22 protein-coding genes, 4 tRNA genes and 1 pseudogene are annotated in these 25,983 nt (G+C 53.3%); 7 read left to right on the top strand and 20 right to left on the bottom strand.

Translation table 11 applies throughout. The annotated features are described in order from the left end of the window. Positions 1-71 precede the first annotated feature (71 nt). Together aspS and BMY49_RS00220 are read right to left on the bottom strand one after the other, a co-directional pair. Positions 72-1,853: an aspartate--tRNA ligase gene (aspS, locus tag BMY49_RS00225; protein WP_044630076.1), complete on the bottom strand. Its 1,782-nt coding sequence runs from the start codon at positions 1,851-1,853 to the stop codon at positions 72-74. Between the two features lie 67 nt (positions 1,854-1,920). Beyond that, positions 1,921-2,196 carry an FmdB family zinc ribbon protein gene (locus BMY49_RS00220; protein ID WP_044630077.1) on the bottom strand — a complete coding sequence of 92 codons (276 nt, stop codon included), beginning with the start codon at positions 2,194-2,196 and terminating at the stop codon, positions 1,921-1,923. Between the two features lie 198 nt (positions 2,197-2,394). Between BMY49_RS00220 and BMY49_RS00215 the strand changes: the two genes are divergently transcribed. Further along, the gene (locus BMY49_RS00215; RefSeq protein ID WP_044630078.1) at positions 2,395-3,345 is read left to right on the top strand and encodes a D-2-hydroxyacid dehydrogenase; all 951 of its coding nucleotides are present in this window, start codon (positions 2,395-2,397) and stop codon (positions 3,343-3,345) included. Positions 3,346-3,374: 29 nt separating this feature from the next. Here the strand turns inward: BMY49_RS00215 and BMY49_RS00210 are convergent, their stop codons facing one another. Next, positions 3,375-3,653 carry an acylphosphatase gene (locus BMY49_RS00210; protein WP_044630079.1) on the bottom strand — a complete coding sequence of 93 codons (279 nt, stop codon included), beginning with the start codon at positions 3,651-3,653 and terminating at the stop codon, positions 3,375-3,377. Positions 3,654-3,670: 17 nt separating this feature from the next. Then, a complete protein-coding gene (locus BMY49_RS00205) occupies positions 3,671-4,570 on the bottom strand; it encodes a YihY/virulence factor BrkB family protein (RefSeq protein WP_044630080.1) in 900 nt (299 codons plus the stop codon). A 176-nt stretch (positions 4,571-4,746) separates the two neighbouring features. On the opposite strand from BMY49_RS00205, the gene BMY49_RS00200 reads away from it, so the two are divergent. Next, the gene (locus tag BMY49_RS00200; protein WP_062359698.1) at positions 4,747-5,841 is read left to right on the top strand and encodes a bifunctional nicotinamide-nucleotide adenylyltransferase/Nudix hydroxylase; all 1,095 of its coding nucleotides are present in this window, start codon (positions 4,747-4,749) and stop codon (positions 5,839-5,841) included. Here the strand turns inward: BMY49_RS00200 and BMY49_RS00195 are convergent. The 7 genes and pseudogenes from BMY49_RS00195 to BMY49_RS00165 all read right to left on the bottom strand — a co-directional run bounded on the left by BMY49_RS00195 (position 5,838) and on the right by BMY49_RS00165 (position 12,863). Further along, on the bottom strand, positions 5,838-6,755 hold the full coding sequence (locus BMY49_RS00195; RefSeq protein ID WP_044630082.1) for a LysR substrate-binding domain-containing protein: 918 nt from the start codon (positions 6,753-6,755) through the stop codon (positions 5,838-5,840). The two genes, BMY49_RS00200 and BMY49_RS00195, sit on opposite strands and share 4 nt — an antisense overlap. A gap of 57 nt (positions 6,756-6,812) precedes the next feature. After that, a complete protein-coding gene (gene cls, locus BMY49_RS00190; RefSeq protein WP_058577953.1) occupies positions 6,813-8,231 on the bottom strand; it encodes a cardiolipin synthase in 1,419 nt (472 codons plus the stop codon). Positions 8,232-8,343: 112 nt separating this feature from the next. Further along, the gene (locus BMY49_RS00185; protein WP_044630084.1) at positions 8,344-9,849 is read right to left on the bottom strand and encodes a fumarate hydratase; all 1,506 of its coding nucleotides are present in this window, start codon (positions 9,847-9,849) and stop codon (positions 8,344-8,346) included. 181 nt (positions 9,850-10,030) lie between these two features. Continuing rightward, positions 10,031-10,162: pseudogene (locus BMY49_RS00180) on the bottom strand (zinc finger domain-containing protein); the annotation flags it as partial. 46 nt (positions 10,163-10,208) lie between these two features. Continuing rightward, positions 10,209-12,233 (bottom strand): excinuclease ABC subunit UvrB, encoded by a 2,025-nt coding sequence (gene uvrB, locus BMY49_RS00175; RefSeq protein ID WP_089674439.1) that lies wholly within the window; start codon positions 12,231-12,233, stop codon positions 10,209-10,211. A 25-nt stretch (positions 12,234-12,258) separates the two neighbouring features. Further along, positions 12,259-12,666, bottom strand: a complete 408-nt coding sequence (locus BMY49_RS00170) for an OsmC family protein (RefSeq protein WP_062359702.1) — start codon at positions 12,664-12,666, stop codon at positions 12,259-12,261. Further along, entirely contained in the window at positions 12,666-12,863 is a 198-nt protein-coding gene (locus tag BMY49_RS00165; protein WP_044630087.1) for a hypothetical protein, read from the bottom strand. The genes BMY49_RS00170 and BMY49_RS00165 overlap by 1 nt, the downstream gene beginning before the upstream one ends. Positions 12,864-13,052: 189 nt before the next feature. Between BMY49_RS00165 and ygfZ the strand changes: the two genes are divergently transcribed. After that, complete coding sequence (ygfZ, locus tag BMY49_RS00160; protein ID WP_208596159.1) at positions 13,053-14,003, top strand: CAF17-like 4Fe-4S cluster assembly/insertion protein YgfZ; 951 nt, start codon at positions 13,053-13,055, stop codon at positions 14,001-14,003. Between the two features lie 2 nt (positions 14,004-14,005). On the opposite strand, the gene BMY49_RS00155 is transcribed toward ygfZ, so the two are convergent. From BMY49_RS00155 to BMY49_RS00140, 4 genes are all read right to left on the bottom strand, one after another. Continuing rightward, positions 14,006-14,803 (bottom strand): TatD family hydrolase, encoded by a 798-nt coding sequence (locus tag BMY49_RS00155; protein ID WP_089674435.1) that lies wholly within the window; start codon positions 14,801-14,803, stop codon positions 14,006-14,008. Positions 14,804-14,822: 19 nt separating this feature from the next. Continuing rightward, on the bottom strand, positions 14,823-16,412 hold the full coding sequence (locus BMY49_RS00150) for a peptide chain release factor 3 (protein WP_089674434.1): 1,590 nt from the start codon (positions 16,410-16,412) through the stop codon (positions 14,823-14,825). A 181-nt stretch (positions 16,413-16,593) separates the two neighbouring features. Continuing rightward, positions 16,594-16,803, bottom strand: a complete 210-nt coding sequence (locus BMY49_RS00145; protein WP_054641201.1) for a putative motility protein — start codon at positions 16,801-16,803, stop codon at positions 16,594-16,596. 103 nt (positions 16,804-16,906) lie between these two features. After that, positions 16,907-18,148 carry an NAD(P)/FAD-dependent oxidoreductase gene (locus BMY49_RS00140; protein ID WP_044630092.1) on the bottom strand — a complete coding sequence of 414 codons (1,242 nt, stop codon included), beginning with the start codon at positions 18,146-18,148 and terminating at the stop codon, positions 16,907-16,909. 336 nt (positions 18,149-18,484) lie between these two features. On the opposite strand from BMY49_RS00140, the gene amt reads away from it, so the two are divergent. Beyond that, positions 18,485-21,859, top strand: coding sequence for an ammonium transporter (amt, locus tag BMY49_RS00135; RefSeq protein ID WP_089674433.1), 3,375 nt, complete (start codon positions 18,485-18,487; stop codon positions 21,857-21,859). A 118-nt stretch (positions 21,860-21,977) separates the two neighbouring features. Here the strand turns inward: amt and BMY49_RS00130 are convergent. From BMY49_RS00130 to BMY49_RS00115, 4 genes are all read right to left on the bottom strand, one after another. Beyond that, positions 21,978-22,052: transfer RNA gene (locus tag BMY49_RS00130), tRNA-His, on the bottom strand. A gap of 33 nt (positions 22,053-22,085) precedes the next feature. Continuing rightward, a tRNA-His gene (locus BMY49_RS00125) sits at positions 22,086-22,160 on the bottom strand. Positions 22,161-22,222: 62 nt separating this feature from the next. Beyond that, a tRNA-Arg gene (locus BMY49_RS00120) sits at positions 22,223-22,299 on the bottom strand. Positions 22,300-22,387: 88 nt separating this feature from the next. Continuing rightward, positions 22,388-22,464 (bottom strand) — tRNA-Pro (locus BMY49_RS00115). A 210-nt stretch (positions 22,465-22,674) separates the two neighbouring features. On the opposite strand from BMY49_RS00115, the gene folD reads away from it, so the two are divergent. Then, a complete protein-coding gene (folD, locus tag BMY49_RS00110; protein WP_054641587.1) occupies positions 22,675-23,535 on the top strand; it encodes a bifunctional methylenetetrahydrofolate dehydrogenase/methenyltetrahydrofolate cyclohydrolase FolD in 861 nt (286 codons plus the stop codon). A gap of 53 nt (positions 23,536-23,588) precedes the next feature. Continuing rightward, complete coding sequence (gene mtnN, locus BMY49_RS00105; protein WP_054641586.1) at positions 23,589-24,299, top strand: 5'-methylthioadenosine/S-adenosylhomocysteine nucleosidase; 711 nt, start codon at positions 23,589-23,591, stop codon at positions 24,297-24,299. Between the two features lie 73 nt (positions 24,300-24,372). On the opposite strand, the gene pyrC is transcribed toward mtnN, so the two are convergent. Beyond that, positions 24,373-25,410 (bottom strand): dihydroorotase, encoded by a 1,038-nt coding sequence (gene pyrC, locus BMY49_RS00100; protein WP_044630549.1) that lies wholly within the window; start codon positions 25,408-25,410, stop codon positions 24,373-24,375. A 153-nt stretch (positions 25,411-25,563) separates the two neighbouring features. On the opposite strand from pyrC, the gene BMY49_RS00095 reads away from it, so the two are divergent. Next, complete coding sequence (locus BMY49_RS00095) at positions 25,564-25,980, top strand: hypothetical protein (protein WP_044630548.1); 417 nt, start codon at positions 25,564-25,566, stop codon at positions 25,978-25,980. Positions 25,981-25,983: the final 3 nt, after the last annotated feature.

The following is a 25,983-nucleotide window of genomic DNA, read 5'->3' as shown; positions in this document are numbered from 1 at the left end:
TTGGCACTGCCTAAAACAAAAACACCGACGCTAAGCGTCGGTGTTGTACTCGTCAAAACGTGAAGGCGGTCTTACTCGCCCGCTGCTTCCGCTTTGGCTTTTTGGCGTAAGCGAATGTTCAGCTCTTTGAGCTGATCAGCGCTGACTTCACCCGGTGCATCGGTCATCAAACAAGCAGCACTTTGGGTTTTCGGGAAGGCGATGACTTCACGAATGGTTTTCGCACCAGCCATGAGCATGACTAAGCGGTCCAGACCGAAGGCCAAGCCGCCATGGGGCGGTGCGCCGTACTGCAAGGCATCCAGCAGGAAGCCGAACTTCTCTTGCGCTTCCTCTTCGCCAATCCCCAAAATATCAAACACGGTGCTTTGCATGGTTTGATTGTGAATACGGATAGAGCCGCCGCCCAGTTCGGTACCGTTAAGCACCATGTCATAAGCGCGAGAAAGCGCGCTAGCCGGGTCTGCTTTCAGCTCTTCCGGCGAGCAGGAGGGCGCTGTAAACGGGTGGTGAAGCGGGCTTAGACGGCCATTGTCGTCGGCTTCGAACATGGGGAAGTCAACGACCCACAGCGGCGCCCAGGCTTGAGTGTAAAGGTTCAGGTCGGCACCCAGCTTGACACGCAGCGCGCCAATGGCTTCGTTGACGATACGCGCTTTATCCGCACCGAAGAAGATAATGTCACCATCTTCAGCGCCGACACGATCAAGCAGCTCTTCGACCACGTTTTCCATGAACTTAACGATCGGCGACTGCAGGCCATCTAGCCCTTTGGCACGCTCGTTCACTTTGATCCAGGCAAGGCCTTTAGCACCGTAGATACCTACGAACTTGGTGTATTCGTCGATCTCTTTACGGGAAAGCTTGGCACCACCCGGTACTTTAAGAGCCGCCACGCGGCCATCTTCTGCCTTGGCCGGCCCTGAGAACACATTGAAACTAACCTGCTGCATCAGGTCGTCAACGTCGGTGAGCTCCAGCGGAATACGCAGATCGGGTTTATCCGAACCAAAGCGATCCATGGCTTCTTGCCAAGTCATTCGCGGGAATTCCGGCAGTTCGACGCTCAGCACTTCCTGGAACAGTTGGCGAATCATGGCTTCGGTAATGCCCATGATGTCGTCTTCTTCCACGAAAGAGGCTTCGATATCGATCTGTGTGAATTCAGGCTGACGGTCAGCGCGCAGGTCTTCATCGCGGAAGCACTTTGCGATTTGGTAGTAGCGGTCAAAACCCGCCACCATCAGCAGCTGCTTAAACAGCTGGGGAGACTGTGGCAGTGCAAAGAAGCTGCCCGCGTGAGTACGGCTAGGCACGAGGTAGTCCCGGGCACCTTCAGGCGTGGCTCGTGTCAGCACAGGCGTTTCAATATCTAGAAAGCCTTGGTTTTCTAGGTAAGCACGTACGTTATGAGAAATACGCGAACGCAGCCGCAGTTTTTCGATCATATCCGGGCGGCGTAGATCAATATAGCGGTGTTTCAGACGCACTTCCTCACCGACTTTGCCATGCTCATCAAGCTGGAAAGGCGGTGTCGCTGCGCTATTCAGTACTTCAACTTCTTTGGCCAGCACTTCAATCATGCCGGTGGGCATGTTGGGGTTCTGGGTGCCTTCAGGACGCAGCCGAACACGACCAGTAATGCGCAGAACATATTCGCTGCGTGCACGGTCGGCATTAGCAAACGCCTCGGCGGTATCGGGGTCTACGACAAACTGAGCGATACCATCACGGTCACGCATGTCGAGAAAGATAACCCCACCGTGGTCACGACGGCGGTGAACCCAACCGCAAACGGTGACCGTTTGATCCACCAATGTTTCGTTAAGCTGGCCGCAATAATGGCTGCGCATGTCACATCCTGTTCTGTTTCGTGGCAATTAAGTTGTCTTGAGCCTTTAAAGGCCCTGACAGCCGCGGCTACGCCGCGGCGCCTTTTTTCGTTGACGTGCTGCCGACATCGCTTTTCGCGCTACCCGCTGCTTGTCCGTCGGCAGCTAAATTCTTTTTGCTACCTGTTTTGAAATCAGTTTCGTACCAACCGCCACCCGCTAAGCGGAACCCGGCTGCTGAGACCAAGCGCTCTAGATCATCTTGCTGACACGCAGGACAGCTTGTTAACGGATCGGCGCTAATTTTCTGAAGTTTTTCCATGCGATGGCCGCAGGCCTTGCACTCGTACTCATAGATGGGCATGTTGATGGCTCCTGAAAAGCTCAACTCCGACAGGTTTTATGTTGACAGTGTCGTGGCAAACTTAATGCTACCAGGCTGACAATATGTGGCCTGTCGGGATAAATTCCAAGACTGCGGTCGATAGAGCGGTCATTATACCCTTTTGTGCCCCCTGCCGAGCAAGGCCAAGCGGCTTTCGGCAGTTAATGGAGAAATAAAATGCCCAATGCGGTCATACTGGATGCCCAAAGCCTTGGCCCTGACATTGATTTGACGGCTATTCGTGATGCCGTCACGCACTTAGAAATACATCAGCAAAGCACCACAGCGCAGGCGCGTGAACGCCTAGCAGATGCCGAAATTGCCATCGTCAATAAAGTAAGGCTGGATGCTGAGACGCTTTCACAGCTTCCTTCGTTACGATTGATCTGCGTGCTGGCCACTGGCTTGAATAACATTGACCTAGATGCTGCCAAAGCCCACAACATTACAGTTAAAAACGTGTCGGCCTATGGCACCGCTAGTGTGTCGCAGCACACGCTGATGCTGATGTTATCACTGGCGAATCGCTTACCCCGCTATCAAGCGGATATTGCCGATGGGAAATGGCAAGCGAGTGATTTTTTCTGCTTACAAGATCACCCAACACTCCAGCTTGCTGGCAAGCAGTTGGTGATGGTGGGTCAAGGAGAGCTGGGGTCTGAAGTGGCTCGGCTTGCAGAGGCGTTTGGTATGCAGGTCACGTTTGCCGCCCGTCCTGGCAACGAGCAAAACGATCAGCGACCTTCGCTGGATGACCTACTGCCCTCGGCAGATGTGATTAGCCTGCACTGCCCACTGAACGATGCTACTAAGCACCTTCTCAATAAAGAGCGTCTAGCGAAAGCAAAGCCGTCACTGCTAATCGTCAATTGCGCTCGTGGCGGTATTATTGATGAAGAAGCCGCGCTGGAAGCGCTTCGTAGCGGTAGCATCGGTGGTCTAGCCGTCGATGTGCTACCTGTCGAACCACCCAAAGATGGACACGCACTATTAGATGCGCTGGCGAATGCAGAACCCCTCAATCTGATCGTAACGCCGCACAACGCGTGGATCACGCCCGAAGCACGGCAAAACATCGTCGGCTTAACCGCCGACAATATTCGTGCGTGGCAGACAGAGAATCACTAACTTGCCAGCTAGGCACACTAAACGTGTGCCTAATAGGTCGAAAAGTGGTCAGGAGCGTAGTGATGAGCATCCAGTGTTTCAAGTGTGACATGGGTCACCCGCGCCCCTTCTGGGCCCTGCCAAAGCCATTGGCTAAGCTCGGCAACGGCTGAAGAGGGCCCGCACATTAGCACTTCAACCCTGCCATCAGGCAGGTTCTTAGCGTAGCCGGTTAAGCCACGCATCAATGCCTGCTCTTGAGTGGCACGCCGGTACCATACTCCCTGCACTTTTCCTGTTATGTAGGCACGTACGCAGCAATGGGCCATGACAAACTCCTCCGTCGTTAAAGCAGCTCATGCTTAACCAGAACAGCGCTATTGCGGGGCACCAGTGGACGCCCACGTCGTAATAGCAACGAGCGTGTGAACGCTGCACCAAAGAGTAAGATAAGCGAGCTGTAGTATACCCATAGTAAAATCATAACCACCGAACCCGCCGCACCATAGGTGGATGCCGTGGCCGTGTAGGCGAGGTAAATGGTAATAACACTGCGACCAATGGTAAACAGCACTGCTGTCACCACTGCACCAATGAAGACATCCTGCCAGCGTAGCACTACATCGGGCAGCACTTTAAAAATAGTCGCAAACAGCAGAGCGACCATGGCAAGCGATATTAACGACTCGGCGGTGGTGGTTAGTAGGCTTGCAAATGGCAACAGGTCGTTTGTCGCGTCTAGCATGCCGCGAAGCACCACTCCAAGCACTAGCGACACCAGCAAAATAAAGCCGATAGACAGTACAACGGTTAACGATAACAAACGGTTTTTGATAAAAATAAGTGCGCTGTTGCTATTTGGCTTCGCTCTAACCCCCCAAATGGTATTCAGCGAGAACTGCATCTGCGCAAATACGGTCGTTGCACCGATTACAAGGGCAATAAAGCCAAGAATTGTGGGCAGAACCCCCGACTCTTCAATGCGAGACTGGGCAACCGCCTGCTCTATTGCCAAGGCAGCTTCTGTGCCTAAGGTTCCTTGTAACTGCGCCACGATCTGACCATGAGCCGCCTCTTCGCCGAGGACCACGCCAATCACTGTAACCGCAATAATCACCGTGGGAGCTAACGAGAACAGCGTGTAGAACGCCAGCGACCCAGCGTAGCTAAACGCGTTACGCTCAAGCCAGAGTGACGTTGCATCTTGAATTACCTTCCACCAAAAAACGAGCGTGCGCTTAAGCATCATCATTCCCTTAAAAGCAAATCACAGCGTTTTCATACAACGCTTATATACTGATTAATCAATAAGCATACCCAATGAAAACGCTCAGCGCAGGTATGATTGCGTTGCAGAGGCTGATGGGGCCGACCATAATGGCAACGCTTTATTCTCACATTTTCAGCAATCAAGGACACGCAATGAACTCAGATGCAGCTCGGTCTGTAACGTCTTATGACTTTGATTGCTTAGTATTTATTGGTCGCTTTCAGCCTCCCCATTTAGGCCACCTTGCCATCATCCGCGAAGCCCTTAAACAGGCTCGACAGGTAATCGTCATGGTGGGCTCCTCCTGGCAGGCGCGCTCGCTTCGTAACCCGTGGCATTTTGATGAGCGCCAAGCCATGATCCGCTCAGGATTTGATAATGCGGATAATCAACGACTTGAAATCACTCCGCTTCTGGATGCGCTTTACAACGACGATGTATGGGTCAGGGACGTACAGCGGAAAGTGCGCGATTTAGCAGCTCCCGCCAATGCACGGTTGCCAAGGATTGGTCTCATCGGCGCAAGTCGTGGGCAGTCCAGCTACTATTTATCGCTTTTTCCCCAATGGGAGTCGGTGAGCGTACCGCTCGTGGAGGGCATTTCGGCCAGCCAAATTAGAGAGCGGCTTTTCCGCTCACCTGGCTCAACCGATGATTATCTCAGTACGGGGGCTTACCATGACTTGCCCCCTGGCGTGGTAGAAAGCGTGAGTAAATTCTGCAAAGGCGAGGACTATCATCGACTATTGGAAGAGCAGCAGTTGCTCGATCAGTATCGACAAGCATGGTCACAGGCACCCTACACCCCTATCTTTGTCACCGTTAACGCGGTTGTTGTGCAATCAGGGCACGTATTACTGGTGAAGCGTACTGCGGCTCCTGGGAAAGGCCTATTCGCGCTGCCCGGTGGGTTTATCAATCCCCATGAGCGATTACTAGATGCCTGTTTGCGTGAGCTGCGCGAACGGTTGCGCTTAAAAGTGCCAGAACCGGTATTGAAAGGCTCTCTGCGTGGCCAGCGGCTGTTTGATGAGCCCCACCGTAGCTGGCGAGGTCGCACACTAGCCGAAGCTTTCTACTTTGCTTTGCGGCCTGACCAGCAGCTGCCGCGCCTTAAACCCGTTAAGGGCGGCGACCATGCCCGCTGGGTGGCACTCGCCGACTTGGAGCCAGAGAGCCTCTTTGAGGATCACTTCTTTATTATTCAGAATTTCCTTGGCTTACCCGCCGATTTTGGCTCTCTTTAAGCCTGCAGGAAATCACGCGGCAGTTTCATCATCTGCCGCCATAAGCGCTCTACTCCCGGCTTGTGGACCAGCGAGCAGCGATAGAGGCGAATTTCCAGTGGAATGTCCCAACTCTCATCGCCTGCTCGCACAAGCTTACCGGTTTTTAGCTCCTCACGAATACAGAAATCAGGAATCCAGGCAACCCCTACGCCCTGTAATACCATGCCCTTCAAACCTTCAGCCATGGCGGTTTCGTAGACCGTTCTAAGCTTCATGCGCAGCGGGTCGTTTTTCAGCAGCATCCGCACGCTGCGACCTAGAAACGCCCCCTGAGTATAGGCCAGATAAGGAATGGAGCTATCGCGCTGCAAAGAGAACAACGGTTTCCCATGCTCGTCAGGCAGCGAAACAGGAAGCATCTTGACCTTGCCGATCGAAAACGAAGGAAATACCTCCGCATCTAATTGCATTGTGGCGAAAGGGTCGTAGTAAGCCAGCATTAAGTCACAGTTCCCCTCACGCAGCACATGAATGGCTTCACCGACGTTCATGGCAACCAAACGCGTTGGCAACTCCCCTAGCCCTTTTTGTAGCCTAGAGATCCACGGCGGATAAAAACTGAGCGCTAACGAGTGCGCCGCGACGATATCCAATGCTTCGTTGGCAATGGAGAGCCCTCGCAAATGGCTGAGCGATTCGTTTAACTGTTCAACTAAGTTGCGGGCGGTCACCAAAAATAGCTGCCCTTCTGAGGTTAAGCCAATCGGCGTCGTTGATCGGTCCACTAAGGTAACGCCAACTGCCTGCTCTAATGCCCGAATACGCCGACTAAACGCAGGCTGGGTGACATGGCGCTGTCGGGCAGAGGCAGAAAAACTGCGGGTATTCGCCAGTGCGACGAAGTCTTCTAGCCATTTTGTTTCTAGATTCACCCATGACTCCTGTTATTTGAACGTTGATGGCTTGCGTCATTTGGTTGGGGCAAACGATTACTGTACGGGTGCCATCAAATAAGCAGCACGGGACACGACTTTTTTCCACATGGGGCGCTGACTCACTTCATCGAGAGTCACTCGGCGGCACTTGGAAAAATCAGCTTCCAGCATGGTGGCAACATCGTTGGCAAAATCGGCGCTGGGAATGAACGCAGTGATTTCAAAATTTAACCGAAACGACCTATTATCCAGATTTACCGTACCTACAGTGGCGGATGAATGGTCGACAAGCATGACTTTTTGATGTAAAAACCCAGGTTGATAACGGTATATTTTCACACCCGCTTTTAACATATCCGGCAAAAAAGAGAACGCAGAGAGGAATACCAGCAAATGGTCGGGGCGCTCCGGGATCATCACGCGCACGTCGACGCCTCGCATAGCTGCCAATCGTAAAGAGTCTTGGACGCCCTGATCAGGTACGAAATAGGGGCTCGTAACCCAAAACCGCTGGTTGGCGCTATGAATCAGCTGTTGAACAAGTAATCCAGCCGTATCCTGCTTATCGGCTGGGCCGGAAGGCACAATCACCACTTGCTGATCTTGCTGTGGGTGACTTTCCGCGTGCCAGTTCAAGGTAATGACATCGCCTGTTGCCCAGTGCCAATCCTCCCAAAAGGCTTCTTGCAGCCCTAGTACACACGGCCCCTGCACTTTCAAATGGGTGTCTCGCCAAGGGCCGTGCTTAGCACTTTTGCCAAGATACTCGTTGCCGACGTTAAAGCCGCCTATCCACCCCTGCTTGCCATCTACTACGGCAATTTTTCGATGGTTACGGAAATTGAGCTGAAAGCGGTGTTTTAGCCCGCGTGATGAGCGGAAAGGTGTGACCTCTGCGCCACTTGTACTTAATTCATTTAAATAGCCGTCATTTAGTTTACGGCTACCAATTTCGTCATATAGAAAATAAACGCGCACACCGCGCTTAACCGCTGCAATCAGATGCTGCTGGAGCTGCCTGCCTAACTCATCATCGCGAACGATAAAGAACTGGATCAGCAGATAATCCTGCGCTTGATTAATACCTGCAAATAGGCTGTCAAAAGTGGCATCGCCATCAATTAACAGCTCGGTGCTATTGCCTTTCGTCAGCGGCATCATCGCTAATTGTTCAACCGCTTGAATATCGGTATTGTCGGAAATAGCGACATGGGGCTTTACGTTATGTCGATAGCGAACGAGCACTCGGCGCAACACCGAATCCCTGGCACCTCTTGCCGTCACATACCCATAAAAACGTGGCCTGCCAAACAGCCAGTACACTGGCACCGCCGCATAGGGAAAGGTTAGCAGTGAGATAATCCACGCCACTGCACCCTGTGACGTACGGCTCGACATTAATGCCATCACCGCCGAGATCATTCCCAGCACGTGAATCAGCATGATCCCTGTCCCTAGCAACCAAGAGGCCATTCGCTATTCCTCACCATCCGTTAGGACCTGTTATTTCTGACTACTCCATAAACAGGAGCCCCGTTAGAACGGGGCTCCTGTGGTTAAGCAACGCCTATATCACCTCAGCGTATCATGCTTTTTCGGCAATAATTTCTTTCCATTTAGCCGGGCCTGTCTGGTGAACAGAGGTGCCTTGGCTATCTACCGCTACCGTGACCGGCATGTCTTCCACCTCAAATTCGTAGATGGCTTCCATTCCCAGGTCTTCAAAGCCCACCACGCGTGACTTTTTGATCGCTTGGGCAACCAGATAAGCAGAGCCACCCACCGCCATGAGATACACTGCTTGGTTGTCACGGATCGCTTCAATGGCAGCTTGGCCGCGCTCTGCTTTGCCGACCATACCCAGCAAACCAGTCTCCTCCAGCATCGTCCGAGTGAACTTGTCCATGCGTGTGGCCGTGGTGGGGCCTGCAGGGCCAACCACTTCATTGCCGACCGGGTCGACTGGGCCAACGTAATAGATAAAGCGCCCTTTCATGTCGACCGGCAGCGGCTCGCCTTTGGCGATCATATCCACCATACGCTTGTGGGCAGCATCGCGGCCCGTCAGCAGTTTGCCGTTTAACAGCAGTGTATCACCGGGCTGCCAGGTTTTGACTTCTTCGGGCGTGACAGTGTCTAAATTGACACGCTTGACGTTATCGCCTGCTTCACGGGTAATCTCCGGCCAGTCTTCCAGCTTCGGAGCCGGCAAGGCTACAGGGCCAGAGCCATCCAGCGTGAAATGCGCATGCCGGGTAGCTGCACAGTTGGGAATGATCGCCACCGGCTTATTGGCAGCGTGGGTCGGATAATCTTTGACTTTGATATCCAGCACCGTGGTCAGGCCACCTAGGCCCTGGGCACCAATACCGCTTTTGTTCACCTTATCGAACAGCTCAAGGCGCAGCTCTTCGGCACGGTTGCTTGCGCCACGGGCCTGAAGCTCTTGAATATCGATAGGATCTAATAGCGCTTCTTTGGCAATTTCCATTGCTTTTTCAGCGGTACCGCCAATACCAATGCCAAGCATACCCGGCGGGCACCAGCCAGCACCCATTTTGGGAAGCTGTTCCATCACCCAGTCGACCACGCTATCGGAGGGGTTGAGCATGGCAAACTTCGATTTCGCCTCGCTACCGCCGCCCTTCGCTGCCACATGAATATCGACCTTATCGCCCGGCACAATTTTGTGGTGAATGATGGCGGGCGTGTTGTCTTTAGTGTTCTGGCGCTTGCCATCCGGGTCGGCAAGAACCGAGGCGCGCAGTACGTTATCCGGCAGTTGGTAGGCGCGGCGCACGCCTTCGTTGATCATGTCGTCGAGGCTTAGCTCGGCGTCCCATGTGACGTTCATACCTACGTGAACGAACACTGTCACGATGCCGGTATCCTGGCAAATTGGGCGGTGCCCTGTTGCGCACATGCGCGAGTTAATCAAAATCTGAGCGATGGCATCCTTTGCAGCGGGGTTCTCTTCACGCTCGTAAGCGGCGGCCATTGCATCGATGAAATCTTTCGGGTGGTAGTAAGAGATGTACTGCAGAGCATCGGCAACGCTTTGGATCACGTCGTCCTGGCGAATCACGGTCATGGATTAACAGCTCCTTGGTTATCGTCTTGGCTGCAGCCTTCGCGGCCGTCTAAGTGTGCGGGAAGTATACCGTATTGAGACTCACGCGGCAGCCAATGCACCGAGTAACCGCTTGCTGTTACGTAGCGCTTTGGTCTGATTGTTTGAACATAGCTATTAAGATAACGGTATAAAATTCATCCTAAGGAGAAGGCTGGCATTGTGGGCAAGAGTATAGCCGCCGAGACCCGACCATCATGCGCTCAATCACACTGCCGCAACGATGGCACGAGAGCCCGGCGAGCTCAAATACGCTGAACCGCCAATCTGTTTTTCAATGCGATCGCTGCGCGGCGAATCTCTGGATCTTCAGACATCGCTTATCCTAGCGCCAGCTGCTTCTCTTTCATTTGATGGAGCTGGTCGCGCAACCGCGCCGCTTCTTCAAACTCGAGATTTTGAGCCGCTTCAAACATGGCATCTTCAAGCTTACTAATGGCCGTGAGCAAGTCTTGCTTACTCATGGCGGTCACATCGTAACTACCTTTAAGCTCGGCCACCTTACGCTCATTGCCCTTACGCCGACTGCTCTTCTTACCTGGCGTCTGCGCGGCTTCTAGGATATCTGCAACCGAGCGGGTAACCGTCGTGGGGGTAATGCCGTGCTTCTCGTTATGCGCCATCTGTTTATGGCGCCGACGCTCGGTCTCATCAATTGCTTTCCGCATGGAGTCCGTAATGCGGTCGCCATATAAAATCGCTTTACCGTTGGCGTTACGCGCTGCACGACCAATGGTTTGAATTAACGAGCGTTCGGCGCGCAGGAAACCCTCTTTATCGGCATCCAGAATCGCCACCAAAGAGACTTCAGGGATATCCAACCCCTCCCGCAGCAAGTTGATGCCCACCAGCACGTCAAACTTGCCCAGGCGTAGGTCACGGATAATTTCCACCCGCTCGACCGTATCAATATCGGAATGTAAGTAGCGCACGCGAATACCATGCTCATCAAGGTAATCAGTCAGGTCTTCTGCCATGCGCTTGGTTAAAGTAGTAACGAGCACCCGCTCGCCTACCGCTGTTCGCAAACCGATCTCCGACAGCAGATCATCGACTTGCGTGCTGGCCGGGCGTACTTCAACTTGCGGATCCAGTAGCCCTGTTGGCCGAACGACTTGTTCGACGATCTGGCTTGCGTGCTCAGCTTCATAGTTGCCTGGTGTTGCGGATACGAAGATCGTTTGTGGCGATATAGCCTCCCACTCCTCAAACTTCATGGGGCGGTTATCCAACGCTGACGGCAGGCGGAAACCATACTCGACCAGTGTCTCTTTACGCGAACGGTCGCCTTTGTACATCCCGCCTACTTGGGGCACGCTCACGTGTGACTCATCGATAAACAGCAGCGCATCATCCGGCAGGTAATCAAAAAACGTGGGCGGTGGCTCGCCAGGTGCACGGCCAGAGAGGTAGCGAGAGTAGTTTTCAATACCGTTGCAGTACCCCAGCTCCAGCATCATCTCAATATCGTAAAGCGTACGCTGCTCAAGCCGCTGGGCCTCTACTAAACGCTCGTGCTTACGCAGCCACTCCAAGCGCTCTTTGAGTTCTGCTTTGATGGATTCGATGGCTTCTAGAATGGTCTCACGAGGCGTCACGTAGTGGGATTTTGGGTAAATCGTCATCCTTGGGACTTGCCCGCGCACATCGCCAGTGAGCGGGTCAAATAAACGGATAGAATCTATTTCGTCGTCGAAAAGCTCAACGCGCACCGCTTCCTCATCCGAATCCGCCGGGAAGATATCAATCACGTCGCCCCGCACGCGGTAAGTACCGCGACGGAAATCCATATCGTTGCGGGTGTACTGCAGCTCTGCCAAGCGGCGTAGGAAGGCGCGTTGGTCAATCAGCTCACCACGAGTGAAGTGCAGCCGCATCTTCAGGTATTGGTCTGGATCACCCAAACCGTAGATCGCCGATACAGATACCACGATTAGCGCATCACGGCGCTCCAGTAACGCTTTCGTAGCGGAAAGACGCATCTGCTCAATATGGTCATTGATTGAGGCATCCTTCTCAATAAACGTATCTGACGAGGGCACATAGGCTTCGGGCTGGTAGTAGTCGTAGTAGGAGACGAAGTACTCAACAGCGTTATCGGGGAAAAACGATTTAAATTCGCCGTACAGCTGTGCCGCCAGGGTTTTGTTCGGCGCCATCACGATGGTGGGCCGCTGAAGTTGCTGCACCACATTGGCCATGGTGAAGGTTTTACCTGAACCGGTGACCCCGAGCAGCGTTTGATGGGCAAGCCCGGATTCCAAACCACTGATCAACCCGCGTATGGCCGCAGGCTGGTCGCCCGCAGGCTGAAATTTTGACTGCAGACGAAATTCCTTGCTCATCGTTGCTCCTGTTGAGGAAGTAGGCCTACGCGGTATGGGTCGCTATCTCTATCGTTGCCTGGGTCATCAGGCGCTGAATCGGACAGCAGTGGCTAATGTCTTCCAGCTTTGCTCGCTGTTCTGGATCGCTGATGCCATGCAATTCTAACGTCACATCTAGCTTGTAAACGCCTTTGCGCTCCTCGCTATCGTCACGTTGAACCTTGACGGTGATGCCTTCCAGTGGCCACTGTTTGCGCTTGGCGTACATTTGGACCGTAATTGCCTTACAGGTTCCCAACGCGATATCGAAATAGTCGTGGGGGTCCGGGGCACTATCATCGCCCCCCACCGCAGTGGGTACGTCGGCATAGAGATCTTCCATACCACTTACCTCGATACGCTGACGAAAAACACTATTTCGTTCGCTAATCACCACGATAGGCGGATGCATTACGATACCTTGATGCGAAGATTAAGTTTTTCAACCGCTTTAATTAGCGCTTCTCGCTTAGCACGACCCTCCACTTCCGCCCCATAGCGCCCCACTTCGGCGCTATCGACGCCGTCAAGCATCATCAGTGCGGTGGTGATTTTGTTAACTTGTTCGGCGGTAGTGACGCCTTGAAAGCTTAATGATTGAACTGCCATGCCGCGTCCTTTGCTGAATAATTGTCAACTCACATACAATGGGACTGTATACAGGAAATTACCTATGCAAACCTGATACAGAACAAAGAGTCTAGCATGCTCCCAAGGCCTTGCAATCTGCCTATCCTGCCCACACTTTTACAAGCACGCTTTACTGACACATCCCACTAACTACGCCCAGGAGTGACTATGGCCACCGCGAACACGCAGCCCCCCAGCGCCGTACGTTTGACCCAGTATGCCGCGCTCGATATTAAAGGGGCCGATGCGGAGAAATTCTTACAGGGCCAAGCTAGCGCACAGGTGGGATTGGCGAATGGCACTTTCGCACCGCTCACCTGCTTCTGTACCCCTAAAGGGCGCATGTTGGCCAATGGGCAGTTATTGAGGCTCGGCAGCGACCATTTCCGCTTGGTACTAGATGCCTCTCTTGCGGACGGACTGCTCACCCATCTGAAAAAATTTGCCGCTTTCTATAAAGCAGAGCTTTCAGTGGTAGGCAGCGTTACGTTTGCAGGCGCCAGCGAGCCTGCAGATACGCTTGCCAATCAACTAGACATCACGCTGCCCGACCAACCTTATACCCACACTACCAGTTCAAAGGGAACGGCGTTGCGGATGCCCGGCAAACCCCGTTGGCTGTTGATGTTTGAAAAGGATGCCAGCGACCTCGTCAACAGTGATGATGCATTACACAACGAGTGGCAGCTTGCAGATATTCGCAGCGGTCTTGCTTGGCTTACCGCTAAACAGCAGGATCACTTTCTCCCCCAAATGCTGAACTGGGAAGCATTAGGCGGCATTAGCTTTAAAAAAGGGTGCTATACAGGTCAAGAAGTCGTCGCCCGCGCTCACTTTCGTGGCCAAGTGAAAAAACGCTTAGTTCACGCTAGTATTAATGCGGCCACCCTTCCTGAGATTGGCGAGTCACTGCTTGATGACAACGGTAAGACGTTGGGAGAAGTGGTCAGCAGCGCATTTAGCGGCAAGCAGCAGGTAGAGTTGCTAGCGGTGATGAACACCAAGGTCATGGAAGAGAATTTAGCAGTTTATTGGCAACAGCAGCCTATCACGCTGTATGAGATGCCCTACCCCATTGAGCGCTTGGACCCGGAGCAGATCGCGGCTCAGCTTGCTTGAGGTCAGGAATTGGTCTCATCGCCTGTTAACTTAAACACTCGTGCGACGTTGTCACTGCTCAGCGCTGCCACGGTATCAAAAGATTGCCGACGCAGCCTCGCCACCTCCTGAGCCACCAGCATTACCCGAGAAGGCTCATTCCGCTGGCCCTGATAACCGCTTAATGGCATATCGGGGCTGTCGGTTTCCAGCACAAACCCATCATCGGGTAGTTTTGCCACCACACGGCGTAACTTTTGAGCGCGCTCATAGGTCACCGCGCCGCCCAGCCCCAGCACATAACCAAGGTCCAAAAACTTGACGGCCTGCTCGTAAGAACCGGAAAAGGCGTGAACGAGCCCGGCGCCTGGCAGCGCTTGCTGACGAAGCCGCTTGCTGACCGTATCATTTGCCTTAACGCAGTGCACCACCACAGGCAGCTTGCAGCGTTTAGCGATGTTTAACTGCTCATCGAAGTAGTGCCATTGCTCGTCCAGGCTATCCGTAAAGCGACCATCAATACCACATTCGCCAATGGCGACTGGCCGGGCTGGGCAAGCGCCAGCAAGCTGCTGAAGTATGAGGGTTTCGAGCGCTTTCAAATCATCTGGCTGGTGCTGCTCAATGAAGTACGGGTGAAGCCCTAGGCAGATGCTGACATCGTCACGCTCACCCAGCGCCAATACGTTTTGCCAACGCGCACGCACCGTGGCAGGTACAATAAAACGGCAAACGCCCACTGCCTGGGCGGCGGCGATCACGGCATCACGATCCGTATCGAACCCCGCTACATCCAAATGGCAGTGGGCGTCTATCAGCATATTGCCCTCTTTAAGGGGTTTAATGCTCGCGGGTAGGCTGGAAGCGAATATCCGGCCAGCGCTCCTGGGTCATTTGCAGATTAACCCGAGTAGGCGCGATGTAGGTCAGGTAACCGCCGCCATCAATGGCGAGGTTGGTACTGGCCTTGCGCTTAAACTCTTCAAGCATTTTGGCATCGTTGCAATACACCCAGCGGGCGGTTTGCACGTTAACGCCTTCATAAATGCAGTCGACCTTATACTCTTCCTTCAAGCGGTGAGCGACAACGTCAAACTGCAGCGTACCAACCGCACCAAGGATTAGGTCATTATTATCTATCGGCATAAAGACCTGGGTGGCGCCCTCCTCCGACAGCTGCTGCAGGCCTTTCTGTAGCGCTTTCATCTTGAGCGGATCTTTCAGGCGCACGCGCTTGAAAAGTTCAGGCGCAAAGTGAGGAATGCCGGTAAAGCGCATATCTTCACCCACGGTGAACGTATCACCAATTTGAATAGTGCCGTGGTTATGCAGGCCAATAATATCGCCCGGCCATGCCTCTTCCACTTGAGAGCGGTCTGAGGCCATAAAGGTCAGGGCGTCAGCGATTTTGACGTCTTTACCAATGCGCACATGGCGCATTTTCATGTTCTTTTCGTACTTGCCGGAACACACCCGTAGGAAGGCGATACGGTCCCGGTGATTCGGGTCCATATTGGCCTGAATTTTAAATACGAATCCAGTGAAGCGATCATCGTGGGCGGTCACTTCACGCGTATCAGTTTCACGTGGCTGCGGAGCCGGCGCGTGCTCGACAAAGCCGTCTAGCATTTCACGCACACCGAAGTTACCCATAGCGGTACCAAAATAGACCGGCGTTAGCTCACCACGACGATAGGCTTCCAAGTCAAACTCATGGGAAGCACCCCGTACTAAGTCTACTTCCATACGCAGCTCTTCCGCCTGCTCTTCACCTAGCACGGCGTCAACTTCTGGGTTATCTAGCCCCTCAATACGCTTGTCATCAGGAATGCGACTGCCCTGACCCTGGGTATAGAGATGAATAACATCGTTATAGAGATGGTAAACCCCTTTAAAGTGACGCCCCATGCCAATGGGCCATGTCATGGGCGCACATTGGATGTTCAATACCGTTTCTACTTCGTCCATCACTTCAATAGGATCGCGGATATCGCGGTCCATTTTGTTGATAAACGTGAGGATAGGCGTAGTGCGCAGACGACACACTTCCATCAGTTTGATGGTGCGATCCTCGACGCCTTTCGCACCGTCGATGACCATCAGCGCGGAATCAACCGCCGTCAGCGTGCGGTAGGTGTCTTCAGAGAAGTCTTCGTGCCCCGGCGTATCCAGTAGGTTGACGATACGCCCACCATAGGGGAACTGCATCACCGACGTGGTCACCGAGATGCCCCGCTCTTGCTCCATCTTCATCCAGTCAGACGTAGCATGACGATCATTACGTTTGCTTTTCACAGACCCCGCCAACTGGATGGCATTTCCAAACAGCAGCATCTTTTCTGTGATTGTGGTTTTACCGGCGTCAGGGTGCGAAATAATCGCAAAGGTACGGCGTAGCTCAGCTTCGCGCGCTAATTGGGCGTCAGACATGGAGTTCTCTAAGATGGTACAACGTGATGACTTAAAACGTAGCGCCAAACCTTCGGCGTTGTGTGTGCCTATGGTAACGCAACTCGCCTTCAACGGCATACCATCACATGCGGGGCGCCGTGCCGATAGATATAAAAAACGCCGACAGGGTCGGCGTTTGGGGTCTCTAGCAACAGAAGGGTTAAGCGTAGGTGTTTACCTGGGTGCCTACACTACCTTCTTGAGCCAAGCTAGGCTGTGCCCCGGTATCTGCAGAGGCGAGCACCTCGGTAATTTGTTCGGACTGCATATCCAGTGCTTGCTTGAACAGTTGCATTTGTGCCTGCTCAGCAGTTTGCGCCTGGTTCATATACAGTGCCGTGCTAACTGCATTACTTGCGGCGACATCCATTATTGCACCTCAATCTATTGAGTGACTCATTCAGCCTAGCAAACCCAGCCTTCCTAGGCCATGTTTGTACTTTTTCATTATGTAACAGGCTGCGGCGTCATATTTAAAACCGGTCTGCCCGAAACGGTGCCATATCAATGGCGGTTGGTTTGTTTTCCATCATGTCCGCCAGCAGCTGGCCTGTCGCCGGACCGAGGGTGAACCCTTGGTGGCCATGTCCAAACGCTAGCCACAGGCCAGGATGGCGTGGCGCTGGGCCAATAACGGGCTTCATATCTGGCAAGCAAGGCCGTGCGCCTTTCCACGCCGCGCTATCTTTTCGCTCACCTAGCGGGAAAATTGTCCGCGCCACTTTTTCGGCAGCGCCCAGCTGCTCTTCATCCGCGGGAGATTCAAGGCGGTCTAGCTCTGCCCCCGTCGTCAGCCGCACACCAGCATTCATCGGTGCCAGCAAATAACCGATCTCGGCGTCCATCAACCAGTAGTTTAATTTGGCCGTTGGCTGTGTCGCGTAGTGCATGTGGTAGCCACGTTTCACAAACGTGGGGAAGTGGTAACCCAGCGGTTTCATCCATTGGCCAGCCCAGGGGCCAAGGGCCATGACAACTTGTTCAGCCTCAAACGACTCCGCACTGGTCGTCACTTTCCAGCGATCATTTTGCTGAGTGATACCAGTGATGTCCGCTTGTACCAGTTGTCCGCCCATCGCTTCAAACGACGCCGCATAGGCAGCCACTAAGCCACCCGGGTCAGCGACTGTCCAGGGGTCTAGCCAGTGAATAGCGCCGATGATTTTATTGCCTAGTTGCGGCTCCTTCTCACTCAGCGCTTCGCGATCAAGAACGGTGAACTGTACGCCGTAAAGCTCGCGGGCTTCTTCAGCCTCTTTAACTCGCTTAGCGAGCTTTTCCGGCGTGCGATAGATTTCAAGCCATCCTTCCTTACGCACTAGATGCTCAGCACCAGCGGCCTCAATCATCGGCGCGTGGGCGTCCAAACAGAGCTGAATTAACGAGGCGTACTCAGGCACGATTTTTTTGTAGAGCCGTGACGAAGAGTGGTGCCAGTAACTCAGCAGTGGCGAGGCCGCATTGACCATACCGGCAGGCCGGTAACGGATATCGACCCGACGGTTTGGAAGCACACTCAATATCGTTTTCATATCACGGGGAAACGGATAAGGCCTAACTGCTTCACGCTGGATAATGCCCGCGTTTCCAAACGAGGTTTCGCGTCCAGGCTGGCGGCGATCTACCAGCGTTACTTGATAGCCACGCTTTTGCAGCTGCCAAGCAATACTGACACCCACCATGCCTGCTCCTAAAACCACCGTTTGACGCGCCATTATGATGCACTCCTCTCGCTCTATTGTTTGCCCAGTCACATGCTGCTAATCACATAAGCAACATATTGAAAAATATCACCAATCAAATAGCTTTTGCACAGTTATAAACACTATTTTTAGACATTTTTTTAGTCTTTTATGACGCAAAAATCCTAATTAAGGATGACTTTGCTAAGCGCGGCATAACATTTGCTTAATCTCAGTTAACACTGCGTTTAACACCCCAGAAACCTTCCGCGACAGAAGCCACCGCGCGGCATTAATAGAAGACATATTTACTAACAACGCACTATGTCAGTGCTCACCTTGCACCAGATCAGCACAAGGATCACGTCAATGACCGACAGCTTTGATACAACACTCATGGATATGCTTTGGGTACTGTGGGCAGCTGCGCTGGTTTTCGTCATGCAGGCTGGTTTTCTTTGCCTGGAAGCGGGCACCACACGAACAAAAAATGCCATTAACGTCGCTATGAAAAACCTAGCGGATTTTGCCATTGCCGTCAGTGTCTTTTGGCTGGTCGGTTTTGGGGTGATGTTTGGAACTTCCCAATCAGGCTGGATGGGTAGCTCACTGTTTGGATGGGAACTGGAGTCGACCGACACCTGGCTTGTCACTGTATTTATTTTTCAAGCCATGTTTTGCGCAACGGCAGCCACCATCGTGGCTGGCGCAGTCGCCGAGCGGATGCCGTTCCTTGGCTATTTATGGACGGCCTTCTGGATTGCACTACTGATTTACCCGGTATTTGGCCACTGGGCATGGGGCGGCCTGCTGGGCGGAACGCCAGGCTGGCTAGCGGCGCTGGGGTTTGTTGATTTTGCCGGGGCCACCGTGGTGCATAGCGTAGGCGGCTGGGTCGCTTTAGCCGCTGTGCTGGTGATAGGCCCTCGTGAGGGGCGCTTTCAAGTAGACAAGCCCCCTACTGCGTTTCCTGCTGGAAATTTACCGCTTGCCATGCTGGGTGCCCTTTTTATGGTACTGGGCTGGTTCGGCTTTAATGGTGGTAGCACGCTGGCATTGAATAGCTCGGTGCCTGGCATTATCGCGAATACCATATTGGGCGCCGTAGGCGGCATCTTATCCGCCATGCTGGTTGGTTGGCGGGTGCGCCGCTATGCGGATGTGATGTACGCCATTAACGGCGCAATTGCAGGTTTGGTCGCCGTCACCGCTGGCGCTCATGCGCTTTCCTTACCAGCCGCCTTTTTAATGGGAGGCGTTAGCGGCGTACTCATGGTGCTGGCAAGCGAATGGCTATTAAAACGGCGCATTGATGATGCAGTGGGAGCCATCCCCGCACACTTGGTGACCGGCCTATGGGGCACCCTGGCCCTACCCTGGCTGGCAGATCTAAATAGATTAGGTACCTCGCTTAGCCGTTTTGATCAATTCACGGTGCAACTACTGGGCGCGGTGGTGTGCGGCCTATGGAGTTTTGGGACTGCTTGGCTGATATTTCGTATCACGAGGCGTTTTTTACCTCTTCGCGTCTCCAAAGATGCGGAAAAAATGGGGCTTAACCTAGCAGAACACGGGGCTAAAAATGAGCTTCATCAGCTTCTGGAACATATGCGCCAGCACGAAAAACAGGGGGATATGCGCCAACGCATTGATGCCGACCCATTTACCGAGGTCGGGGAAATTGCAGCAAGCTACAACCGCGTATCTGCGGCGCTTGAACGCGCGGTAGGTCACACCCGGGTGATGTTACGCAATCTTCGCGACGGAGTGATTACCTGGCAAGCCGACGGAACGCTGACCGGCCTAAACCCAGGAGCGGAAGCCCTCTTTGGTGTTAATGCGGAGCAGTTGATTGGCCAGCCTGTCAGTACGCTACTGCCTAATAAACCGCTTGCGCCTGGGGCGCTGCATGAAATCAAACTGCGTACGGATGATCAGCAGGTACGCTACCTAGAAATTCAGGTAAGCGAAGGAGCCGCTGGTTCAGCCTCAGAGTGTTCGGGAATGGTGCGCGATATTACCGAGCGCAAACAGCTTCAAGAGCAACTGAACCGTGAACGCGACCTCGCCCGTACCACGCTGGCTTCCATTGGCGACGGCGTTATTACCTGCGACGCCAGCGGCAATATCACGTTTATGAACGCGGAAGCCGAACGACTAACCGGTTGGCCGCTTCAAGAAGTCACCAATAAGCCTATCCAGACGGTTTATCAACTACGTGACGAGCTAAGCGATGAACCGATCAATAATCCTGCCCGCCAAGTGCTCACCCAGCACCGAGCGGTTCATTACAGCGAGCACTGCCAGCTTGTTCATCGCACCAGCAAACGCTATCCCATTCAGCATAGCGCCGCCCCTATCCGTTCCCGCGGTGGCATCACGCTGGGGGCCGTTGTGGTGTTTCAAGACGTGAGTCTGACGCACAAGCTATCAGAGCAGCTTAACTACCAAGCCACCCATGACAACCTTACCGGACTCCTGAACAGGCGCGCGTTCGAGACACTGCTCACTAAATTGCTTGCCCAAACGGAGCATCATCATGTGCTCTGCTATCTAGACTTAGATCAGTTCAAAATCGTTAACGACACCTGTGGTCATTTAGCAGGAGATGAACTGCTTCGCCAAGTTTCCATGAAGCTCAAAGCCCATGTGCGCACTAGTGATACGGTTGCCCGCCTGGGGGGCGATGAGTTTGCCCTGGTGCTACCTGACTGCCCACTAGAAAAGGCCAAGATTATTTGTGAGGCCGTACGCCGAGACATTGATCACTTTCGCTTTGCTTGGCAAGGGCACACGTTTGGTATTGGCGTCAGTATTGGCTTGGTAGCGATCGACAAGGAACACCCCAGACGCTTATCTGACACACTACACGCAGCCGATGCAGCGTGCTACACCGCCAAAGAGGCTGGTCGCAACCGCATTCACTGCTATCAACCTAACGACCACCTGCTGCTAGAACGTCACGGCGAACTGCAGTGGGTTCAGCGGCTACAAAATGCCCTAGATAACGACGCCTTTCGACTTTACGCGCAACCGATTAGCGCCGTATGCGGCAACGGGCCGGGCTATCGGGAAATTTTACTACGTTTGGAGGAGAACGGCATACTCATTACACCCGGCAGTTTTCTACCCGCCGCCGAACGCTATCACTTTATGGTCAGAATTGATCGCTGGGTAGTTCGCAACACGTTGGCGTGGTTGAGTGACCGTTATCGCTGCGCGGAGAACCATACCATAGGCCACTGGGGTATTAATTTATCTGGGGATTCGCTATCAGACAGCGATTTTTGTCAGGAGTTGGTACAGCAGGTACGTCGCGCCGGGTTACCTGAAGGCACCTTATGTTTTGAAATTACTGAAAGTGCAGCCATTGCGCAGCTTTCAAAGGTGAGCGAACTGATTCAAGCGCTGAAAGCACTCGGCTGCCGATTCGCGCTGGACGACTTTGGCACCGGACTCTCCTCTTTCAGCTACTTAAAACAGCTATCAGTCGACTATTTAAAGATTGACGGCAATTTTATCCGCAATATCCACCACGATCCGATTGATAGCGCCATGGTAGAGGCGATTCACGCCGTTGGCAAAGCGCTCAATATCGATACAGTTGCCGAATACGTAGAGAATCAAGCAACGCTGGACAAGCTGCGTTCATTAGGAATTGACTATGCACAGGGGTATTTGCTGGGCAAACCGGAGCCCATTACCGCTACAGCAGGTAACCAGATTAAAGTGATGCCGCGATAGAGGGGTATAAAACAGACAAGGGCTAAAAAAGCCAAAAAGAAATGCTTATTTAACTAGCAGAGACGCTGGAGAGCTTTGTAAAAGAAGAGGAGATATAAGAGAGTAAATTACAGGTTAATGGGGTGGATGATGGGGATCGAACCCACGACCACCGGAGCCACAATCCGGGGCTCTACCACTGAGCTACATCCACCAGAACCTGAAACTTTTAATGCTGCCTTGTCAATGGGGTGGATGATGGGGATCGAACCCACGACCACCGGAGCCACAATCCGGGGCTCTACCACTGAGCTACATCCACCACTGACAAAAAGCAAACTTGAGAATACCCAACTGGAGAACAAACACTGAAAAGTATTTGATTGGCACGCCCAGCAGGACTCGAACCCGCAACCTACGGCTTAGAAGGCCGTTGCTCTATCCGGTTGAGCTATGGGCGCACATAGTGTATCCAGAGTGAATACTGATGAGCACTTGACCACAACCAAAGTTTGGAGAAGCAGATTAACACCTTCCGTGCTAGGTACGTGGTCGGGATGGAGGGATTCGAACCCCCGACATCCTGCTCCCAAAGCAGGCGCGCTACCAGACTGCGCTACATCCCGATTTCTTACCTTAGACGTTGCTGCGTGTCCCGTCTCAAGCGAGGCATATATTACTATTTCTAATTTTAAAGTCAACACTTAAAGTGATTGATTCGATAGGCGCTTTGCCTTGCCGCGCTACCATGCGAAAATTGCCCCCTTAAAAGCGCGTTCTGCCACCAGCGCTTGTCAGTTTGCTTTGCTTTTCAACCTTCATAGGGATCTCATTACATGACCGCCCAACTCATCGATGGTAAAGCCATCGCCGCTAATGTCCGTCAACGCGTTGCCGAGAAAATTACCGCACGTCAGCAAGCTGGCGCTCGTGCACCCGGACTAGCCGTTGTTGTGGTCGGCGAAGATCCAGCCTCTCATGTGTACGTAAGCAATAAACATCGCGCATGTGAGCAGGCTGGCATTCTCTCTTTTCAACATGCCCTGCCAGCGGACACCACCCAGGAAGCGTTAGAGGCATTGGTCGATGAGTTGAATAACGACGCAACTGTGGATGGCATTCTGGTTCAGCTCCCCCTGCCCGCCCACCTCGACGCTCGGCCAATTCTGGAACGCATCCGCCCTGACAAAGATGTCGATGGTTTTCACCCTTATAACCTTGGCCGCCTGGCCCAGCGCTTACCTTCACTACGCCCCTGTACGCCAAAAGGCATTATGACCATGCTGGCGCAAAGCGGTATCGCGGTACGCGGCATGGACGCCACCATTGTGGGAGCTTCTAACATCGTTGGACGCCCGATGGCACTTGAGCTAATGCTGGCAGGCTGCACCACTACGATATGCCACCGTTTCACCCAGGATTTAGCCGGCCATGTCAGCCGTGCAGATTTAGTCGTTGTTGCCGTCGGTAAGCCCGGCATTGTGAAGGGCGAATGGATCAAACCAGGCGCCGTGGTGATTGATGTCGGCATTAACCGTCAAAATGACGGCACCCTCGTCGGTGACGTCGACTTTGCTGCAGCTGCAGAGCGCGCCAGCTATATCACTCCCGTACCGGGTGGCGTTGGTCCCATGACCGTTGCCACGTTGCTGGAAAACACTCTTGAAGCCGCCGAACGACACGATCAGCAGCATTAAGCACTGAGCGTTTCAACAATTAAACCTCACGAATTACGACGGAGAATGCGACAGTGCAACGGATTGGAATTATTGGCGCAATGGCGCAGGAAGTGAATATTTTAGCGGGGCAGCTTGATAACGCCGAGCGCTACGAGCACGCCGGATTTGTATTTCATACCGGTACGCGCCACGGCTTGGAAGTAATCATTCTGCAATCGGGTATTGGAAAAGTGAACGCGGCGGTTGGCACGGCGATTTTATTAGAGCGCCATCAGCCGGATGCGATCATCAATACTGGCTCAGCTGGCGGGTTTGCCACCGACTTAGCCATTGGCGACGTTATCATTTCCGATGAAGTTCGCCACCACGATGTCGATGCAGTGGTATTTGGCTATGAGCTAGGCCAAGTACCAGGCATGCCGGCTGCCTATCATGCAGATAGCCGCTTGCGCGACATCGCTCGCGGCGCGATTGCAGCACTTGGCGAGGTAAACGTACGCGAAGGGATGATTGCCACTGGCGATGCTTTTATGGCCGACCCCGAGCGGGTAGCCACCACACGCGCCCAATTTCCCACCATGCTCGCAGTGGAAATGGAGGGCGCTGCGATTGCCCAAACTTGCTACCTCTATGGCTGCCCGTTTGTCGTCATTCGCGCCCTCTCTGACATCCCTGGCAGTGGCGACAACCACCTCTCTTTCGAGCAGTTCCTCGATATTGCCGCCGACCACTCATCACGGATGGTGGATCAGATGCTCATCGCCCTGGGCGAAACTAAGTAAGTGTCATCGCCTAACTGCGCTAACGAAAACGGAGCCTTAATGGCTCCGTTTTCGTTGAGACTTATACAGCGCATTACTTTTTCATCGCCCATTGCAGTGTTTCACCTGCCAGCAGCGGCACAATGGTTTGTCCCGATGCGTAGGGGTAACTCTCGGGCAATACCCATTGACGGCGCTCAAGGGTTACCGTATCCGTATTCGGCGCCAAGCCGTAGAAGCGTGGGCCGTTCAGGCTAGCAAACGCTTCTAGCTTATCCAGCGCCTGCATCTCTTCGAACGCCGTCGCGTATAGCTCGATGGCAGCGGGAGCGGTATAGGCACCAGCACAGCCGCAGCTCGACTCCTTATCGCCTTTCGCGTGGGGTGCGCTATCCGTGCCTAAAAAGAATTTCGGGCTACCGCTGGTCGCCGCTTTCAGCAGGGCTTGGCGATGCTGTTCACGCTTGAGAATAGGCAAGCAGTAGTAGTGAGGACGAATGCCGCCCGCTAACATTTTGTTGCGATTGAACAGCAAATGGTGAGCGGTGATAGTCGCCGCTACGTTATCGGAGGCGCTGGCCACAAACTCAGCGGCCTGCTGAGTGGTAATGTGCTCGAATACCACTTTCAAACTAGGGTGACGCGCCAGCAGTGGTTTCATCACCCGCTCAATAAACATCGCTTCCCGATCGAAAATATCGATCTCGTGATCAGTGACTTCTCCATGCACCAATAACGGCATGCCTAGCTTGGCCATCATAGCAATCGTGGCGTCACAGTGAGCAATATCCGTCACACCTGACGCAGAATTGGTCGTCGCCCCTGCTGGATAGAGCTTCACGGCTTTAACAATACCGCTTTTTACCGCGCGCTCAATTTCTTCAGGTGGCGTCGTATCCGTCAGATAAAGCACCATCAAAGGCTCAAACGCACTGCCCTCTGGTAGCGCTGCCAGGATTCGCTCGCGATATGCTATTGCCTGCTCTGTCGTCGTCACCGGCGGTTTCAGGTTAGGCATAATAATAGCGCGCCCCATTTGCGCAGCAGTATGCCCCACCACGGCGTTTAACGCCTCATCATCACGTAAATGCAGGTGCCAATCATCGGGGCGGGTAATGGTAATAGCGTCCACGGCAAATCCTATTCTGATCTTGGGTAAGGGAGTTCAGAGAGCTGCCACAGTATACTCAATACGGCGATAGGATAAATCTGCGCGTTACCCCCACAGATAAGCGCAAGTGTCGTATCATGGCGGCACGCTGTAAGATCAAGGATTCAGTTGTTTATGCAGAACGTACGACGCTATGCGGATTTTATCGCCAGCATCGAGGGATTGGCGTGGCTGGGGCTCGCATGGTCGATTTCTATATCAATGCACCGTCAAAGCACCGAACCTACTCTGGCGATGCTATTTGTGGTGGCAACGCTGGTCCTGTTTAGCTGGGCACATCGACCTATGCGCTATTTACTGCGCCGTTACCACATTCGTAAGCGCCGCACTGACATGTGGATTCACACGCTGGCGCTCCCGCTGCTACTGGCGATGTTTTTCCACATTATGTTGGAAGCGTTGCTCGGCTCGGCCTGGCTCCCTCCGAAGATGCTGCTGTTTAACCTGTTAGCCTCTGCGGGTTGGATGACGTTTGTCATGACCCTATTTATTAAGTTCGTTATCCATAGCGTCAAAACATCAAGTAAATAAGCC

The organism is Vreelandella aquamarina, assembly GCF_900110265.1.
In the GTDB taxonomy this organism is placed as follows: Bacteria; Pseudomonadota; Gammaproteobacteria; order Pseudomonadales; family Halomonadaceae; genus Vreelandella; species Vreelandella aquamarina.
The sequence above is the reverse complement of the archived record's forward strand: the minus strand, read 5'-3'. Positions and strand labels throughout refer to the sequence as shown.